Below are 14,903 nucleotides of genomic sequence, written 5' to 3'. Positions count from 1 at the left end.
CCGGGTGGTATGTCCTGGGTCGGCGTGTAGCCGCGCTATCGTGAGTTCATGACGCTCGCGGCCCCCGCCCGTGCACTGGCCGAAACCCTGGTCGCCCCGCTCGGCCGACGCTGGGAGCACGTGCAGGGTGTCGCCAACCGGGCAAGCGAACTCGTCGACGCTGTCGACGACGATCGGCGCGATACGTTGTTGGCTGCCGCCTGGCTCCATGACATCGGCTATGCGCCTGAGGTCGGCGATACGCGGTTTCACCCGCTGGACGGTGCTCGCTACCTGCGTGACCACGAATGGCCCGAGGAGATCGTGAACCTCGTGGCACACCATTCAGGGGCTCGTTATGAGGCTGCCGAGCGGGGTATGTCCGACGAGCTCGCGGAATTCCCGTACCAGGACGGCCCGGTTATGGATGCGCTTGTCACGGCCGATCTGACGACCGGGCCCAGCGGCGAACGGCTCACGTACGACGAGCGCATATCCGAGATACTTCGGCGGTACTCGCCCGACCACCCCGTACACCGAACATGGACAGAGGCCGCGCCGATCCTTCGGGCGTCGGTTGAGCGCACAGAATTCCGTGTTTCAGCCCGATCAGCCTAGGTGTGGTTGGTTTCGGGTGCTGTCGACGGCGTGCTCGATGCGCATCCGCATCGAGGGGTGGATATTCAGTTCGCCGATGTCGGCGATATCAACCCACTTGGCGGCCTTCGTTTCTGAACCGTCCTCGCGTGGCTGGCCGCCAACCCAGCGCCCGGCAAAGCACAATGAGAATTGCTGGCGAACTTCTCCGTCGTCGTATGCCATGACATGGCGAGGGTTGGTATAGGTGCCGACGAGTTCGGTCACCTCGACATCGACGCCCGTTTCTTCCTTCACTTCCCGAACGGCCGTATCGGTGATGCTTTCGCCCGGGTCGTGGCCGCCGCCTGGCAATGCCCAAAGGTCATTGTCCACCTTGTGAACGAGCAGAATACGGCCCTCCGTATCGCGGACCGCAACCGTCACGGAGGGGACGACGCTGTTCACGGCGGGGGCGTTCGGGTCGTCGATGTAGTCGATGCATGGCATTCACGCCTCCCAGCTCGGTTCGGGGATTGCCCGCTCCCATACGCGATCGAACGACCGCATGTAGTGCTGCCACATCGATCCTTCGGGCTGCCGCCGTAGGTGCAGCACGGGATTCTGTCCAGCGAGCGCACCGTGCGCGTGGCCGTTGACGAGCAAGTCGTCGTCAAAGCGGTAGAGCGAGTTGTACAGCACCGTGCCGTGCGTGCGGACCTCCACGCCATCGAGTCGCGCAGATGGGGATGCCGTGGCCGGTTGCGACCAGTGCCGACGTCGAGATGAAACTTGCCGCACACATGGCCGACAACAACATCACCGAGGTGACCGTCGTGATCAACAACCGGCCATGTCAAGGTGCGTTGTCGTGTGACAACCTCGTGTCAGTGCTACTGCCCGCTGGTTCGTCGCTGACAGTGCACGGCACCGAACCTGACGGCACGCCGTTCATGCAGACATACCGTGGAGGAAGGAAACCGCCGTGGCAGTGACCGCCTGGTACGACGTCGCCGGTCCCGCGACCGTGACCACTACCGCCGAGCTCGACGCGGTGCTCGACACTGTCGCCGCGTGGAACGGCGCGAACCTGATCGAGCTCTCCGATGTCGACAACCCGTGGCGCACGCCGATGATGAACGTCGGACTCGACGCCGAAGAATGACCGCCCGGGGCGGGCATGCCAGTACATCGGCGTTGCGCGCCGGGCACGTCCGCAGTCGTCGAGCAAACGCCGCGCGGCCGATGCGGAGCGCATCGGTTCGAAAGCCGACCAAGACGGTGAAGTCGAATGCCACTTACTGCCACCCGCACGGAAGACGACCCGTTCTACGACGAACTGACCATTTGCACCAGCGACCCTGACGGAAGGGTCGAAGTCTCCGGGGGCAAGGTTCCCACGGTCATCATCACCCGGTCCCCGGACGCGGCCGTGAACCGATTCGTTCCCATCGGCTCCCGGGAGGCCGGCGAGCTGACGATGACGGTCGACGGGTCCATCGCGGAACTTCGCCCGGGGAAAGGAAAATGGACCAGACGATCATACCGAGTCGACGTCAGCGTCGCCGGGACGAAGTACAGGTTCAAGCCCAACTCCATCGCCACAAGTCAACTGATCCGCGCGGGAAAGAAGATCTTCGAACCCTCGATGGATGACGAACACGGCGATTTCCTCGTGCAGTGGCTCGTCAGCCGCGCCGACACCGAACCCGCCGACGCCGCGATCGGGTACGCGCTGGCCGTGGCGTTCCGTACCGGCGCCGCGAACCTCGTCTCGGCACTCATCAACGGGGCCGAAATGACCCTGCCGGACTGATCCGGCCTGGCCTACTCACACTGAGCGGCCAGGAACTGCCGCACTGTGAGCCCTACTGCGCCTGAATACCCCCAAGGGCACTTTGGTTGCACTCAACGCAACCTAAAGTGCCCTTGGGGGCGCCACAACGCGCGCTCAGTCGAAGTTGAGGTCGCCGGTGCGGGTGCGCTTGAGTTCGTAGAAGTCCGGGTAGCTCGCCATCGCGACGGCGCCGTCGAACAGCTTCACCGCGTCCTCACCACGCGGGATGGACGACAGGACCGGGCCGAAGAACGCGACGCCGTCGACGTGCAGGGTCGGCGTGCCGACGTCCATGCCCACCGGGTCCATGCCCTCGTGGTGACTCGTGCGCAGCGCCTCGTCGTACTCGGTGGACGTCGCCGCGGCCAGCAGCTCCGCCGGTGCCGACACCTCGGCGACTGCCTCCTTCAGCACCAGGTCGATGTCCTTGTTGTCCTGGTTGTGATACCGCGTGCCGAACGCCGTGTAGTAGTCGCGCAGCACCTGCTCGCCCTGGTGCTGCGCCAGGGCGATGGCGACCCGCACCGGGCCCCACGCCTTCTTCATCAGCTCGACGTACTCGTCGGACAGCTCGCTTCCGGAGTTGAGCACGGCCAGGCTCATCACACGGAAGTTCAGGTCGATGTCCCGGTGCTTCTCCACTTCGAGGATCCAGCGTGAGGTGATCCACGCGAACGGGCACAGCGGGTCGAAGTAGAAGTCGACACGGGGACGGGACTCGGTCATGAAACGTTGCTCCTCGCTCTGCCTGGTCTGATCTACCCCGGCCAACACCACTCGAACGGACGTTGTTCCCGCTGCGGCGAGCCGGCGCGGGCACGCGTCCCGGGAGTGGGCACGCGTCCCGGGGTGGGCACGATGTCGATTCCCCGTGCGGGCGGGACAACGGCCATGATTGGATCGGCGGACGTTCTGTTGTCCATCCACGACCGATGACCGAGGTGTCCGTGCCCGCCCCCAATCTGACCCGGGACGCTGCCCAGCAGCGCGCCGACCTGCTCGACGTCCAGTCCTACGACGTCCTTCTCGACCTCACCGACGGCCAGGGCCGCCCCGGCGAGAAGACGTTCGACTCCAGGACCACGATCACCTTCGCGGCCGACCGGCCCGGGACGGACTCCTGGGTCGACATCGTCGCCGAGGGTGTGCGGTCGGCGACGCTCAACGGCATGCCGCTCCCCGTCGACGGGTACGTCGAGGACGACGGCCTCGCCCTGCCGAACCTGGCGGCGACGAACGAGCTCACCGTCGAGGCCGACTGCCGCTACATGAACACCGGCGAGGGACTGCACCGATTCGTCGATCCCGTCGACGAATCGGTGTACCTGTACTCGCAGTTCGAGACCGCCGACGCCAAGCGCATGTTCGCGTGCTTCGACCAGCCGGATCTCAAGGCGACGTACCGGCTCACCGTCATCGCCCCGAAGGGCTGGAAGGTCGTCTCCAACGCGCGTGTCGCATCCGAGTCCCAGACGCCCGAGGGCGCGGTGCGGCTCGTGTTCGCCGAGTCCGAGCGCATCTCGACCTACCTGGTCGCCCTCGTGGCCGGGCCGTACGCCGAATGGCGCGACGAGTACCGCGACGAGAACGGCACCATCCCGCTCGGCATCTACTGCCGCTCCTCGCTGGCCGAGTACATGGACGCCGAACGGCTCTTCGCCGAGACGAAGCAGGGGTTCGGCTTCTATCACGAGAACTTCGGCGTGGCCTACCCGTTCTCGAAGTACGACCAGCTGTTCGTGCCCGAGTTCAACGCGGGCGCGATGGAGAACGCGGGCGCCGTGACCTTCCGGGAGGACTACGTCTTCCGCAGCCGTGTCACCCGCTACTCCTACGAGCGCCGCGCCGAGACACTGCTGCACGAGATGGCGCACATGTGGTTCGGCGACCTCGTCACGATGCGCTGGTGGGACGACCTGTGGCTGAACGAGTCGTTCGCGACGTTCGCCAGCGTCCTCGCACAGGCCGAGGCGACCGAGTACACCGGCGCGTGGACGAGCTTCGCCAACATCGAGAAGTCGTGGGCCTACCGGCAGGACCAGCTGCCCTCCACGCACCCGATCGCCGCCGACATGGTCGACCTGCAGGCGGTCGAGGTGAACTTCGACGGCATCACCTACGCCAAGGGCGCGAGCGTGCTCAAACAGCTCGTCGCCTACGTCGGGCAGGACAACTTCCTGTCGGGGCTGAAGCTGTACTTCGACCGCCACGCGTGGGGCAACGCGACGCTGGCCGAGCTGCTCGCCGCCCTCGAAGAGGCGTCCGGCCGCGACCTGTCCTGGTGGAGCGCCCAGTGGCTCGAGACGACGGGCCTGAACTCGCTGCGCCCGTCGTTCGAGACCGACGCCGACGGCAGGTTCACGTCGCTGTCGATCGTGCAGGGCGGCGCCAAGCCGGGCGCGGGCGAGCTGCGGACCCACCGCGCGGCCGTCGGCATCTACGACGACGTCGACGGAAAGCTGGTGCGCACCAACCGCGTCGAACTCGACATCGACGGCGACCGCACCGAGGTGCCCGACCTCGTCGGCGCCGACCGCGGCAAGCTCGTGCTGGTCAACGACGACGACCTCACCTACTGCACGATGCGCCTCGACAGCGACTCGCTGGTGACGCTGATCGATCGCATCGGCGACATCACCGACCCGCTCCCCCGGACTCTGTGCTGGTCGGCTGCGTGGGAGATGACGCGAGAGGCCGAACTCAAGGCCCGCGACTTCGTCACGCTCGTGCAGCGCGGCATCGGCGCGGAGACCGAGGTCGGCGTCGTCCAGCGACTGCTGATGCAGGCCCAGACGGCGCTGAACTCCTACGCCGAGCCCGCGTGGGCACAGCAGCAGGGCTGGCCAGCGTTCACGGCGCGGCTGCTGGAGCTGGCGCGCACCGCCGAGGCGGGTTCGGACCACCAGCTGGCGTTCGTCAACGCGCTGACCTCAGCGGTGCTGGACGAGCAGACCCTGTCGGTGCTGGCCGGCTGGTTCGACGGCTCGGCAACCCTCGACGGACTCGTCGTCGACACCGACCTGCGGTGGCGGCTGCTGCACGCGCTGGTCGCCCACGGCCGGGCGGGCGAGGCGGAGATCGACGCCGAACACGAGCGGGACAACACCGCCACGGGCCGCCGTCACGCCGAGCGTGCCCGGGCGCTGCGGCCGACGGCCGAGGCCAAGGCGGAGGCCTGGGAGCGCGCGGTCCACGACGACGAGCTGCCCAACGCGGTGAACGAGGCCATCATCACCGGCTTCTCCCATCCGGGCCAGAAGCACCTGCTCGAGGACTACGTCGACACGTACTTCGCCACGATCGACGACGTGTGGGCGCGCCGCTCCAGCGAAGCCGCCCAGCCGACGGTGGTGGGCCTGTTCCCGTCGTGGTCGGTCACGCGCGAGTGCATCGCCGCGGCCGACGCATGGCTCGAGGGCGACCGCCCGCCCGCACTGCATCGGCTCGTCGTCGAGGGGCGTGCCGGGGTCGCACGGGCACTCGCCGCCCGGGAGTTCGACGGGAGCTGACGCGCTCCCGAGAGCAACCCGGGTTCGACAGCGACGCGGGTCCGACAGCAGAGCGCCCCGGCACCGAACGAATCGGTGCCGGGGCGCTGCATTTCGATTGTGGTGACCGATTGCGGTGGCCGATCACATCGACCGGCCACATCGCGAGGACCGGCCACATCGCGAGCAGTTCCGGTCCGCGGAATCGGTCGTCAGCGTGCGGGCCTGCTGCCCGCATGATCGGCCAGCATGCGCAGGCCACTGACGAAGCCACCGGTCAGGTCGCCCTCCTTGAACGAGGCGACCATGGTCATGACGGCCAGCTTCACGGTGCGGTCGGGCACGCGCTGTCTGGTCTTCGCGCCGGTGACGACCTCGACGACCCGCTCGCCCGGCGACACGGCGATCAGCACGGCACTGTCGCCTCGTTCACCGAGCCGGTCGTGCAGCTGCTCCGCGGCCGCGCGCGTGTCCTCGGCTCCGAGGGGACCGAGGTAGATGCTGAAGTCGATGCCGCTGTCACGCGTCGCCAGCGCGAGCGCCTCGTCGATACGGCTCAGCTGCCGGGTCGTGAATGGGCCGTTCGGAGTAGTGGGTGCGTATTCCTGGGCGCGCGAGATACGGCCGCTTTCCGTAACCGCGGCGCCGAAGGGCAGATCCGCAGGGTCGACGGCGGCGGATTCACGGTCGTGAACCAGTTCACCAGTTGCCACGGGCACCTCCTCGGTCCGTCGACGGCTTGCCGGACGTACCGGCACTGACCGGGTTGGCACTCCACCATGTCGCAGGGTGATCCCATTCCTGCCCCGGGCGATACCGCGGCCGGCCTGCGAAGTTCGAGCGCAGGGTGACCAGCGCGAAAACGCCGCAGATGGCAAGCGGGACCACCGCGAAGACCAGGATCGTCTCGAGGATGCTCACGAGCGCAGGATATCCGACCACTCCGGGATCACGGCCACCTGGCGCGTCCGCCACGCCGGATTGCCCCGCACCGCTCGCCGCATCTCTACCACCGTCCGCCGCTTGCCGGAGACGCAATGGCACGTTGAGCCGAAGCGCCCCTGGCAGACGTTTGCAACTCGACGTACACCCGGCCTCACCGGCCGCATCAAGCTTGTCACGGATCACGGACCCTCGTACGTTTTTCACACGTACGGGTTCTTGCGCCCGATGTTCCCAACCCCGCTGATTTTCTGCCGGTCACAGGAGGCACACATGCTTCACGTCCTGAGCCCCGCCGCGACGAGCGACAACACGACGTCCTCCGACGTCGCCCGCCCCGCAGAGCTCGGAACGCGAGTCACGCGCGGTACCCGTGTCACCTGTGGCACCCGGGTGACGGCCGGTACCCGGGTCACGCGCGGTACACGCGTGACCCGCGGCACGCGCGTCACCATGGGAACCCGCGTCACGCGGGGAACCCGGGTCACCTCCGGCACCCGCGTGACCATGGGAACCCGCGTCACGCGAGGCACCCGGGTCACCTCCGGCACGCGCGTCACCATGGGCACGCGCGTGACCATGGGCACCCGGGTCACGTGCGGTACCCGCGTCACCGTCTGACCGGTACGACCCCGTCCGTCGCCGCGACGTTCCGGCGTCGGCGACGTTCACGACGAAAGTCGCCGCAGAAGCTCCGGCCGGCCGCATCCCGCGCCGCCGGAGCGTCTGCGCGCCGATTCCGGCCGCCGAGTCGGGCAGTCGACCCCGACGACCGGCCCGGAACGATTCAGGCGGCCGGTTCAGGCCGCGGCCGCTCCGGTTCAGGCCGCGGGCGCTCCGGAATCAGGCCGCAGGTGCTCCGAGATACTGCCGCCACAGCGGATCGGTCTCCTTCGCATGCGCCAGCAGCCGCCAATGCGGTCCGTGCGGCGTCCGCGGGATGGTCCGCATCGTCCAGCCGATTTCCGAGAGGAGCTTGTCGGCCTTGCGGTGGTTGCACTTGGCGCAGCAGGCGACGCAGTTCTCCCAGGAATGCTCACCGCCGCGGCTGCGCGGCTGGACGTGATCGATCGTTTCGGCACGACCGCCGCAGTAGGCGCAGCGGAAGCGGTCACGATGCAACAGGCCTGCGCGCGTGAGCGGAACCTGTGCTCGATACGGTACGCGCACATAATTCGACAACCGGATCACCGACGGAACGTCCACGGTCATCGTCGCGGCGTGCAGCGTCAGGCCCGACGGATCCTCGTGCACGACTTCGGCCTTGCCGCAGACCAGCAGAACGATCGCCCGGCGTAACGGCAACGCCGTCAACGGTTCGAACGTCGCGTTGAGCAGCAGGACCCGGCGTTTACCCCAGCCGGGACCCGACGAACCGGAACCGGCCTCGCGGGAACGCCACGCCCCGGGCGTTCGGGGAACCCTGCCCGCTCGCGGCGGGCCGGTGGGGTGCGGCCCCGTCGGAGCCGTTCCACCGCGGTTCACGCCGGACGCCGGCGCGCACAGCGGGACCTCCGGCGCCGTCCCGGCCGGCTGCCGGGGGTGAGCGCCGTGAGGGCTCGGTTGTCGGTCTGGCACGCGACCACCTCCACCGGTGCTGCCCTAGTCGACCACACATCGCCCCTGGAACGCACGTGTGTTAAGGCACGTGTCCGTCCCGAGTACCGTGGCTGTGGAGTTCGACGTGCTCAACATGCCTTACCTGCACTTCTGCAGGACCGACGAAGTGGGCGGCGTCACACATTTTCGCGACCAGGCTATGGAAGGAAAGCTCTCCCCGTGGACCAGCTGCTCAGCGAACCCCCGTCCTGCATTCAGGAGGCGGGCACCTGGTGCCGACAGATCTGGCAGATCACCGGCAACGAATGGCTGGCCGGTTCTGCGGACTGGCTGATCGCCAAGCCGTTCACGATCCTGGTCATCGCCGTCGTCGCGGTCGTCGTGCGCCTGCTGGTCCGCAGGCTCATCGACCGGATGACCCGCACCCCCGCCAACAACGGCACGGACAAGACGCCTGCCCTGCTCAAACCCCTGAAGGAAAAGGCCCCCGACCTCGTCGGCCCCGGCGTCCTCGAACGCCGCAGGCAGCGGGCCATGACCCTCGGCTCGGTCCTGAACTCGATCACCAGTGTCCTCGTCTACACGATCGCCGTAGTGCTCATCCTCGGCGAGCTGGGCATCAACCTCGCTCCGATCCTGGCCTCGGCGGGCATCGTCGGGGTCGCTGTCGGTTTCGGTGCACAGAACCTCGTCCGAGACTTTCTGTCCGGCATCTTCATGATGTTGGAGGATCAGTACGGCGTGGGCGATGTCGTCGATGTCGGCGAGGCCATCGGCACCGTCGAGGCCGTCGGCCTGCGCATCACGACGCTGCGCGATCTCAACGGCACAGTCTGGTATGTCCGTAACGGTGAGGTGCTCCGCGTCGGCAACTTCAGCCAGGGCTACGCCGTCGGTGTCGTCGACATCCCGGTGGCCTACGACGCGGACCTGGACCGGGCGACGACACTGCTCTCCGAGGTGGCGTCGGCATCGGCCGAGCGCGAGGACCTGGCCCCCGACGTGCTCGAAGCGCCCACGGTGCTGGGTGTCGAGAGTGTGACGCCCGAGGCGGTGCTACTGCGCCTGACCGTGAAGGTGCGTCCCGGCAAGCAATGGTCCATCCAGCGTGCGCTGCGTGCCGACGCGATGGCCGCCTTCGAGCGGGCCGGCTTCCAACCGCCGCTGCAGCGACTGTTCCCGAACAGCGGCAACAACGCCTGAACCACGGGGACAATGGACCCGACCCGGCCATCGTTCGAGATGGCCTCACGTTCGAGATAGACCCACGTTCGAGATAGCCGAGGTACCCGAAGTGTCAGAGGCCAACGGCGGAACCGCCGACCCGCGTACGTTCTACGACGCAGTGGGCGGTGAGGAGACGTTCCGGAAGCTCGTGGCGCGGTTCTACGCCGAAGTCGCCGACGACGAGGTGCTGCGACCGCTGTATCCCGAGGAAGACCTGGGCCCGGCCGAGGATCGCCTGCGGCTGTTCCTCATCCAGTACTGGGGCGGTCCGCAGACCTACTCCGAGCAGCGCGGCCACCCGCGGCTGCGGATGCGGCACGCGCCGTACAAGATCGGCCCGATCGAACGGGATGCGTGGCTGCGGGCCATGCGAATCGCCGTCGACGAGACCGGTATCCCGGAGCCGTACCGGACAAAGCTGTGGGAGTACCTGGAGAAGGCGGCCCAGTCGATGATGAACAGCTGGGTCTGAAACAGCGATGTCACCGAGGGATGAACTGCTCCCCGGTGGTTGGACTGTGATATTCAGTTCCGGCCGCTGAGGAGCAGTTCAAGCCGAGGGCGCTCGCGGCCCGCCGGAAGCGGTTGTACTCGTTGGTGTCGGGAATCGGCACCCCGGTCCCTTCCTCGGGCGGCCGTTCGATCCGCCACGGCGTCACCTCCGGGCGGCCCTCTGCCAGGACCCGGCGGTCGGATCGACGGACTCATCGGTCCGCTCCCGCTCCTCGCGTCGTGGCTCATCGCTCGTCCGCCAACCATCACGCCGGGAGCCGTCATGGCACCGGTAGCTGTTCCGTGTCACCGTTCTGCCGCAGGTCACCCGTCATGCACGCGTGCTCGGAACAGCAAGGGCAGCAGCGCGTGCCCGCACCAGCTCGCGAACGGGCCGGCGGTCCAGCCGTGACCGTGCGCCGGGACCCGTCGCATGTGGATCTCCAGGACCGCCGCCACCGACACTCTCGCCGCCGGCGGCACTGCCGACGCTGCCACTCGACTGCCGTCGTCGCCCTTATGCCGCCCCGCCGGGTCCGCACTGTGCGAAAGTCGTGGCCACGGGAAATCGGACGCTCCATTGTCGATTTCCGGATCCCGTCCTAACCACCAGTCGAACCCGAAGGGAACAACCGTGACGATTCTTCGCCGTGCGGCCGTCGCCGGACTCATGACCCTCGTCCTCGGCGGTGCCGCCGCACCTGCAGCCACAGCGAGCCAGACGGTGGCACCCGAACCCGCGACCGGCATCACCAAGATCTGGCACGTCACCGTGCAGTGCCACATCGTGCGGATCAGCGACAACCACGTCGTCGGCTACGAACGCGCCGACGGTTCCGGAAACACCAAGACGAAGGCGCTCAACAACGCAAAGCGCAACGTTCCGGTCCCGGAAGGACACAGGAAACGACACTGCGACGCCAAACGCTGGTGGTAACGTCGCGCAGGGGAGGTGGGGCACCCACCTCCCCGTTACGAAACGGCGAGACACCCGAGGAGTTACCAGTGCCGGATGAGCAGGCCCACGACGATTCCGCCCCTACCGGCGAACAACCCAGCGTCTGGGAAATCCGAATCGGCGTCTACGCCACCGAAACACAGGCGAACGAGGTCAAGGAGCAGTTCGTGCGGCTCCTGTGCCCCGACCCCGAACACGAACCTCCGTGCCCTGTTCCGTGGTCGGCATGGGTCGTCCACGAGTCGGATCTCGACGACCCTCAGCTCTACGCCGAGCTAACCGAGCAGGGCGAAGCCGAACGGCATCTCCGGCCGTAGCCGCTGTCCGGCCTCTGCCGTTCTCGGACACTCACCACCGTACAACGACCCGCTTCGCTCCCCGTTGCGATCCGCCGATGACCGTCACGCCGAGCGCCGTCATGCGACCCGCCACATGTTGCGTGTGAACCCGGGCCGCCGGTATTCGACCAGAGCCCACGCAACCTGTACGGCCGTTGGCAGCCCACTGCCGGAGCCGCCCTCGTCGTCACGCAGCACGCCGCCGTCCGGCGCGACGGCCGCAACGAGCGTCTCGACCCCACGCCGCACCGTGTGCCGGCCATCCGCTCCCCACACCAGCGCCGCCCGGATGAGCGCGGCAAGCGCCGAGATGTCCCGTGTACGAACGGCATTGACGGCTAGCGCCTCCAGAACACGAACGGTGCGAGGCCGGCTGTCCGACGCTCCGCTCCCCCGCCGTTCGCCCCCGACGCCACACCGCGTCACGCGATCGGCCGTGTGCCGCGGATCGCCGTACAGCAGCTGCTCCGGAATCGCCGGGATGCCTCCGGCTGCCTGCACGTCTGCGAGCAGGCAGCGTGCGAACACAGCCTCGGAATCCTGTCTTGGGTACGAATCGGAACCGACACCGGCGGTGGTTCGGCACAACCACAGTCCGATCTCGGCATCGGCGTCTACCTGAGAACACTCCAGCCACGTCTCGAGCACGCCGATGCCGACGTCGACGGTGGTGCCCGTCCGCCGGATACCACTACCTGGCATGCCGCCGCCGTTCCGATGACGCCATGATCGCCACCATCGTCGTGTGGAAACACGTGCCGAACAGATACGCCGACCGCTTCGCGCCCTCGAGCATCGCAGCCGTGTGCGGGTTGTACAGCGGGCTCGGCACCGCTCCGTCGTCATGTTGGGCAGCGGCGAGCCGATGCCATCCGTGCGCGACCAACGGATCGTCTGCCGATCCCAACGTTTCCGCACACAGCAGGAATTCACCCGCGAGATCGAGGTCATCGCGGGCCAGGCACGAGCCGAGCAGCACCGACACCTGATCACGCACCCGATCAGCCTCGACCGGTGCCGGCAAGGGCAACGCCCGTGAACCGAAATCAGACAAATAGAAGAGCACGTGCGTTAACGCGTAGGCTTCATCGTCGCGCATGAACAGCGTGTTGTCACGCGTCCCGGCTATACTGGTCCGATACAGCTCGACAGCATCGGACCACTCGACCGGCACGGTGCTGAATCCGCCGAGGTCCGTCACATACGCCAATTCGAGCCTGGTCAGGGCCGGACGATCCGCGGCCGAGACATCTCCGCACCCGAGTGCGAGGGCAGTCTCCACCGCGTCCAGTGCCGGACCGGCATCTCGCCCTGCAGCTTCGAGAACCGCGGTGAAGTACGCGAAGTAGGGAAACGTCTCATCCCAGCGCTGCAGACCCTGGCGAAAAGACTTCCACCGGCAGACCGACTCGGCCAACGCGAAGCCGGATTCCGTCAGCGCCCGGGCATACTGAGCGTACGGGCCACGGCTTACGCACCGGAGCAACACGATCAACTCGAGAAGCGGGCCCGGCCGAAACCGCCGGGCGGGTAGGTATTCCTCCCAATAGCAAGGATCGAACCACCGGCGCTGAGCGTGCAACCACTCGAGCGCCGACAACGCGAGCCGGTCCTCGTCCACGGACTCGTCGAGCTCGCCGCGCCGCTCTCGGCCCGATCGCCTTGACGACGAATCACCCGAATGTCCCGCACCGGAAGCAACGAATGTCATCTGCCCACCCTGATCCGGATAGCCGTGAACCCAGCGACGAGGAACCCGCACAACACCGCAAAATCAACCAGCGGGTGAGCCAGGCCGCTGCCCGGGACCCCGGTGCCGGCGGCGTTCAGCAACAGGTGTCGAACCAGATCCACGCCGTAACTCATCGGATTGACCGTGATGAGTCCACTGAGCCATGCGGGGAGATCGTCCGGCCGGAAAACCGATCCCGACAGGAACAGCATCGGGAATGTCGCTAGGGACACACTGGACTGCAGCGTCTGGATCCGTGTGATCGCGGTCGCCAGGAGGAGCCCGATCGAGGAGAAGACAATGCCGACGAACGTGTAGGCCGCGGTCCCGTACGCGAAACCGGCCGGTGTCAGCGGTACCTCGAGTATCGGGGACAGCAACAACATGATCGCGCTCTGCACACACACCACGGTGCCCGTCGCGAAGATCTTGCCGACAGGAAGGCACATCTTCGGCGCGGGCGCGACGAGCATCTCCCGCAACACACCGAACTCGCGGTCCCATGCATACCCGAGACCGGAGTTGATGCCGACCGTCACAACCTGGATCGCGATGATGCCGGGGAACACGTAGGCACTGAAGGGAAGTCCATCGCTGGGCCGGATCATGCTGTTGAAACCGACACCGAAGATCACCACGATGAACACCATCTGCATGGCCTGGCTCACCAGCATCCCAGGATGCTTGACCTGCCGGATCAAGTCACGCTGCGCGATCACGACGATCGCCCTCGTCGCACTGACCGCACCGTGCTCGGGCGCATCCACATCGGCTGCAGAGTCCGGCGGCCGCGTCGTAGACCGGTGGTGAACCGTGCTCATGTTCACTTCCGATCACCCCCGGAACCTGCCGTGACCGACAGGTACACATCGTCCATCGTCGGGTGACGAACCGATGCCTCAAGGACTCCTGTGCCCGTCGACGCGACAACCTGGGCGATGGCCTTCTCCGGCTCCGCACACCGCACGACGAGCCCGGGAGCGTCGAACCGGACATCGTGACCCGCCGCGCTCAGGTTCGCCAACGCCGCCGCGTCGTCCTCCGTGCGCACCAGCACGCTGGAACTCCCGAGACTGAGCTTCAATTCATCGGCGGATCCGTGCCGCACCAGTTTGCCTTCGTTGATGATCGCAATCTCGTCGGCGAACTCGGCCTCGTCCATGTAATGGGTGGAGAACAGAATGCTGACCCCGAACTCGGTCCGCATCCTCCGCAGGTCCTGCCAGACCTGCCACCGTGCCTCCGGATCCAGGCCGGTCGTCGGCTCGTCGAGAACCAACAGGCCCGGGCGATGCAACAGCGCGCGGGCGACCTCCACACGCCGGGCCAAACCACCCGAGAGTTTCTGGACGTCGTCGTTGCGCCGGTCTCCCAGGCCGAACACCGCGAGCACTCGGTCGATCCGTTCACGGGCGTCCGCCTTGCCCATCCCGAACAGCCGCGCGTGGAACCAGAGGTTTCGTTGTACCGAGAGGTCCTTGTCCAGCGTGCGCTCCTGGAACACCAGACCCAGCCGCGCCCGCGCCGCGGTTGCTCGGCGCCGCAGGTCATGACCGAAGATCCGAATCTCTCCCGAGTCGGCCGGTACGGCAGTGCTCACCGCACCGAGGACGCTCGACTTTCCCGCGCCGTTGGGACCCAGCAGCGCCGTAATCCGGCCGGAGGGACAGATGTGCGAAAGGCCGTCGACAGCCAGCACCGACGGGTAGCGGACCACAAGGTTCTCGATCTCCACGGCCGGGTGCTCGGCAGCGCCATCACCCACCCCGCACTC

General features: G+C 67.1%; 20 protein-coding genes. 10 read left to right on the top strand and 10 right to left on the bottom strand.

Annotation, left to right across the window (positions count from 1 at the left end):
• Window positions 1-48 precede the first annotated feature (48 nt).
• Window positions 49-597 carry an HD domain-containing protein gene (locus LY41_RS11720; RefSeq protein WP_253863896.1) on the top strand — a complete coding sequence of 183 codons (549 nt, stop codon included), beginning with the start codon at window positions 49-51 and terminating at the stop codon, window positions 595-597.
• Here the strand turns inward: LY41_RS11720 and LY41_RS11715 are convergent.
• Both LY41_RS11715 and LY41_RS11710 read right to left on the bottom strand, forming a co-directional pair.
• On the bottom strand, window positions 589-1,065 hold the full coding sequence (locus LY41_RS11715) for an NUDIX hydrolase (protein WP_253863895.1): 477 nt from the start codon (window positions 1,063-1,065) through the stop codon (window positions 589-591). The genes LY41_RS11720 and LY41_RS11715 overlap by 9 nt on opposite strands.
• On the bottom strand, window positions 1,066-1,281 hold the full coding sequence (locus LY41_RS11710; protein WP_372493199.1) for a hypothetical protein: 216 nt from the start codon (window positions 1,279-1,281) through the stop codon (window positions 1,066-1,068).
• 17 nt (window positions 1,282-1,298) lie between these two features.
• On the opposite strand from LY41_RS11710, the gene LY41_RS11705 reads away from it, so the two are divergent.
• From LY41_RS11705 to LY41_RS11695, 3 genes are all read left to right on the top strand, one after another.
• Window positions 1,299-1,550 carry a DddA-like double-stranded DNA deaminase toxin gene (locus LY41_RS11705; RefSeq protein WP_308292231.1) on the top strand — a complete coding sequence of 84 codons (252 nt, stop codon included), beginning with the start codon at window positions 1,299-1,301 and terminating at the stop codon, window positions 1,548-1,550.
• Window positions 1,541-1,720 (top strand): Imm1 family immunity protein, encoded by a 180-nt coding sequence (locus LY41_RS11700; RefSeq protein ID WP_253863893.1) that lies wholly within the window; start codon window positions 1,541-1,543, stop codon window positions 1,718-1,720. Before LY41_RS11705 ends, LY41_RS11700 begins: the two co-directional genes overlap by 10 nt.
• 126 nt (window positions 1,721-1,846) lie before the next feature.
• Window positions 1,847-2,371 (top strand): hypothetical protein, encoded by a 525-nt coding sequence (locus LY41_RS11695; protein ID WP_253863892.1) that lies wholly within the window; start codon window positions 1,847-1,849, stop codon window positions 2,369-2,371.
• A gap of 135 nt (window positions 2,372-2,506) precedes the next feature.
• Here the strand turns inward: LY41_RS11695 and LY41_RS11690 are convergent, their stop codons facing one another.
• Window positions 2,507-3,118 (bottom strand): mycothiol-dependent nitroreductase Rv2466c family protein, encoded by a 612-nt coding sequence (locus LY41_RS11690; RefSeq protein WP_253863891.1) that lies wholly within the window; start codon window positions 3,116-3,118, stop codon window positions 2,507-2,509.
• Between the two features lie 221 nt (window positions 3,119-3,339).
• Between LY41_RS11690 and pepN the strand changes: the two genes are divergently transcribed.
• The gene (pepN, locus tag LY41_RS11685) at window positions 3,340-5,901 is read left to right on the top strand and encodes an aminopeptidase N (RefSeq protein WP_253864094.1); all 2,562 of its coding nucleotides are present in this window, start codon (window positions 3,340-3,342) and stop codon (window positions 5,899-5,901) included.
• Window positions 5,902-6,092: 191 nt separating this feature from the next.
• On the opposite strand, the gene LY41_RS11680 is transcribed toward pepN, so the two are convergent.
• Both LY41_RS11680 and ctaJ read right to left on the bottom strand, forming a co-directional pair.
• Window positions 6,093-6,593, bottom strand: a complete 501-nt coding sequence (locus LY41_RS11680; protein ID WP_253863890.1) for a DUF5130 family protein — start codon at window positions 6,591-6,593, stop codon at window positions 6,093-6,095.
• Window positions 6,580-6,801, bottom strand: coding sequence for an aa3-type cytochrome oxidase subunit CtaJ (gene ctaJ, locus LY41_RS11675; protein WP_253863889.1), 222 nt, complete (start codon window positions 6,799-6,801; stop codon window positions 6,580-6,582). The genes LY41_RS11680 and ctaJ overlap by 14 nt, the downstream gene beginning before the upstream one ends.
• Before the next feature lie 294 nt (window positions 6,802-7,095).
• Here ctaJ and LY41_RS11670 point away from each other — a divergent pair, with 294 nt between their 5' ends.
• Window positions 7,096-7,443, top strand: a complete 348-nt coding sequence (locus tag LY41_RS11670; protein ID WP_253863888.1) for a hypothetical protein — start codon at window positions 7,096-7,098, stop codon at window positions 7,441-7,443.
• A gap of 222 nt (window positions 7,444-7,665) precedes the next feature.
• Here LY41_RS11670 and LY41_RS11665 read toward each other — a convergent pair whose 3' ends face one another.
• Window positions 7,666-8,400, bottom strand: a complete 735-nt coding sequence (locus tag LY41_RS11665) for an HNH endonuclease (RefSeq protein ID WP_253863887.1) — start codon at window positions 8,398-8,400, stop codon at window positions 7,666-7,668.
• A gap of 201 nt (window positions 8,401-8,601) precedes the next feature.
• Here LY41_RS11665 and LY41_RS11660 point away from each other — a divergent pair, with 201 nt between their 5' ends.
• From LY41_RS11660 to LY41_RS11645, 4 genes are all read left to right on the top strand, one after another.
• Complete coding sequence (locus LY41_RS11660) at window positions 8,602-9,585, top strand: mechanosensitive ion channel family protein (protein ID WP_253863886.1); 984 nt, start codon at window positions 8,602-8,604, stop codon at window positions 9,583-9,585.
• A gap of 91 nt (window positions 9,586-9,676) precedes the next feature.
• A complete protein-coding gene (locus LY41_RS11655) occupies window positions 9,677-10,081 on the top strand; it encodes a globin (RefSeq protein WP_253863885.1) in 405 nt (134 codons plus the stop codon).
• A 654-nt stretch (window positions 10,082-10,735) separates the two neighbouring features.
• Window positions 10,736-11,038 carry a hypothetical protein gene (locus LY41_RS11650; RefSeq protein WP_253863884.1) on the top strand — a complete coding sequence of 101 codons (303 nt, stop codon included), beginning with the start codon at window positions 10,736-10,738 and terminating at the stop codon, window positions 11,036-11,038.
• Window positions 11,039-11,106: 68 nt separating this feature from the next.
• Window positions 11,107-11,376: a hypothetical protein gene (locus tag LY41_RS11645; protein WP_253863883.1), complete on the top strand. Its 270-nt coding sequence runs from the start codon at window positions 11,107-11,109 to the stop codon at window positions 11,374-11,376.
• A gap of 99 nt (window positions 11,377-11,475) precedes the next feature.
• On the opposite strand, the gene LY41_RS11640 is transcribed toward LY41_RS11645, so the two are convergent.
• The 4 genes from LY41_RS11640 to LY41_RS11625 are packed head-to-tail and all read right to left on the bottom strand — an operon-like array spanning window position 11,476 to window position 14,894.
• Window positions 11,476-12,099, bottom strand: coding sequence for a hypothetical protein (locus tag LY41_RS11640; RefSeq protein WP_253863882.1), 624 nt, complete (start codon window positions 12,097-12,099; stop codon window positions 11,476-11,478).
• A complete protein-coding gene (locus tag LY41_RS11635) occupies window positions 12,089-13,108 on the bottom strand; it encodes a DUF6895 family protein (protein WP_253863881.1) in 1,020 nt (339 codons plus the stop codon). Before LY41_RS11635 ends, LY41_RS11640 begins: the two co-directional genes overlap by 11 nt.
• Entirely contained in the window at window positions 13,105-13,896 is a 792-nt protein-coding gene (locus LY41_RS11630; RefSeq protein WP_253863880.1) for an ABC transporter permease, read from the bottom strand. The genes LY41_RS11635 and LY41_RS11630 overlap by 4 nt, the downstream gene beginning before the upstream one ends.
• Before the next feature lie 56 nt (window positions 13,897-13,952).
• Window positions 13,953-14,894: an ABC transporter ATP-binding protein gene (locus LY41_RS11625; protein WP_253863879.1), complete on the bottom strand. Its 942-nt coding sequence runs from the start codon at window positions 14,892-14,894 to the stop codon at window positions 13,953-13,955.
• Between the last annotated feature and the right edge of the window lie 9 nt (window positions 14,895-14,903).

It is taken from the genome of Prauserella halophila, from assembly GCF_024171895.1.
GTDB classification, from domain to species: Bacteria; Actinomycetota; Actinomycetes; order Mycobacteriales; family Pseudonocardiaceae; genus Prauserella; species Prauserella halophila.
The sequence above is the reverse complement of the archived record's forward strand: the minus strand, read 5'-3'. Positions and strand labels throughout refer to the sequence as shown.

Excerpts from the sequence above, each read along its gene's own strand:
- LY41_RS11720 (WP_253863896.1), top strand. The coding sequence starts at position 49 with ATGACGCTCGCGGCCCCCGCCCGTGCACTGGCCGAAACCCTGGTCGCC.
- LY41_RS11715 (WP_253863895.1), bottom strand. The coding sequence starts at position 1,065 with ATGCCATGCATCGACTACATCGACGACCCGAACGCCCCCGCCGTGAAC.
- LY41_RS11705 (WP_308292231.1), top strand. The coding sequence starts at position 1,299 with ATGGGGATGCCGTGGCCGGTTGCGACCAGTGCCGACGTCGAGATGAAA.
- LY41_RS11695 (WP_253863892.1), top strand. The coding sequence starts at position 1,847 with ATGCCACTTACTGCCACCCGCACGGAAGACGACCCGTTCTACGACGAA.
- LY41_RS11690 (WP_253863891.1), bottom strand. The coding sequence starts at position 3,118 with ATGACCGAGTCCCGTCCCCGTGTCGACTTCTACTTCGACCCGCTGTGC.
- LY41_RS11670 (WP_253863888.1), top strand. The coding sequence starts at position 7,096 with ATGCTTCACGTCCTGAGCCCCGCCGCGACGAGCGACAACACGACGTCC.
- LY41_RS11640 (WP_253863882.1), bottom strand. The coding sequence starts at position 12,099 with ATGCCAGGTAGTGGTATCCGGCGGACGGGCACCACCGTCGACGTCGGC.
- LY41_RS11635 (WP_253863881.1), bottom strand. The coding sequence starts at position 13,108 with ATGACATTCGTTGCTTCCGGTGCGGGACATTCGGGTGATTCGTCGTCA.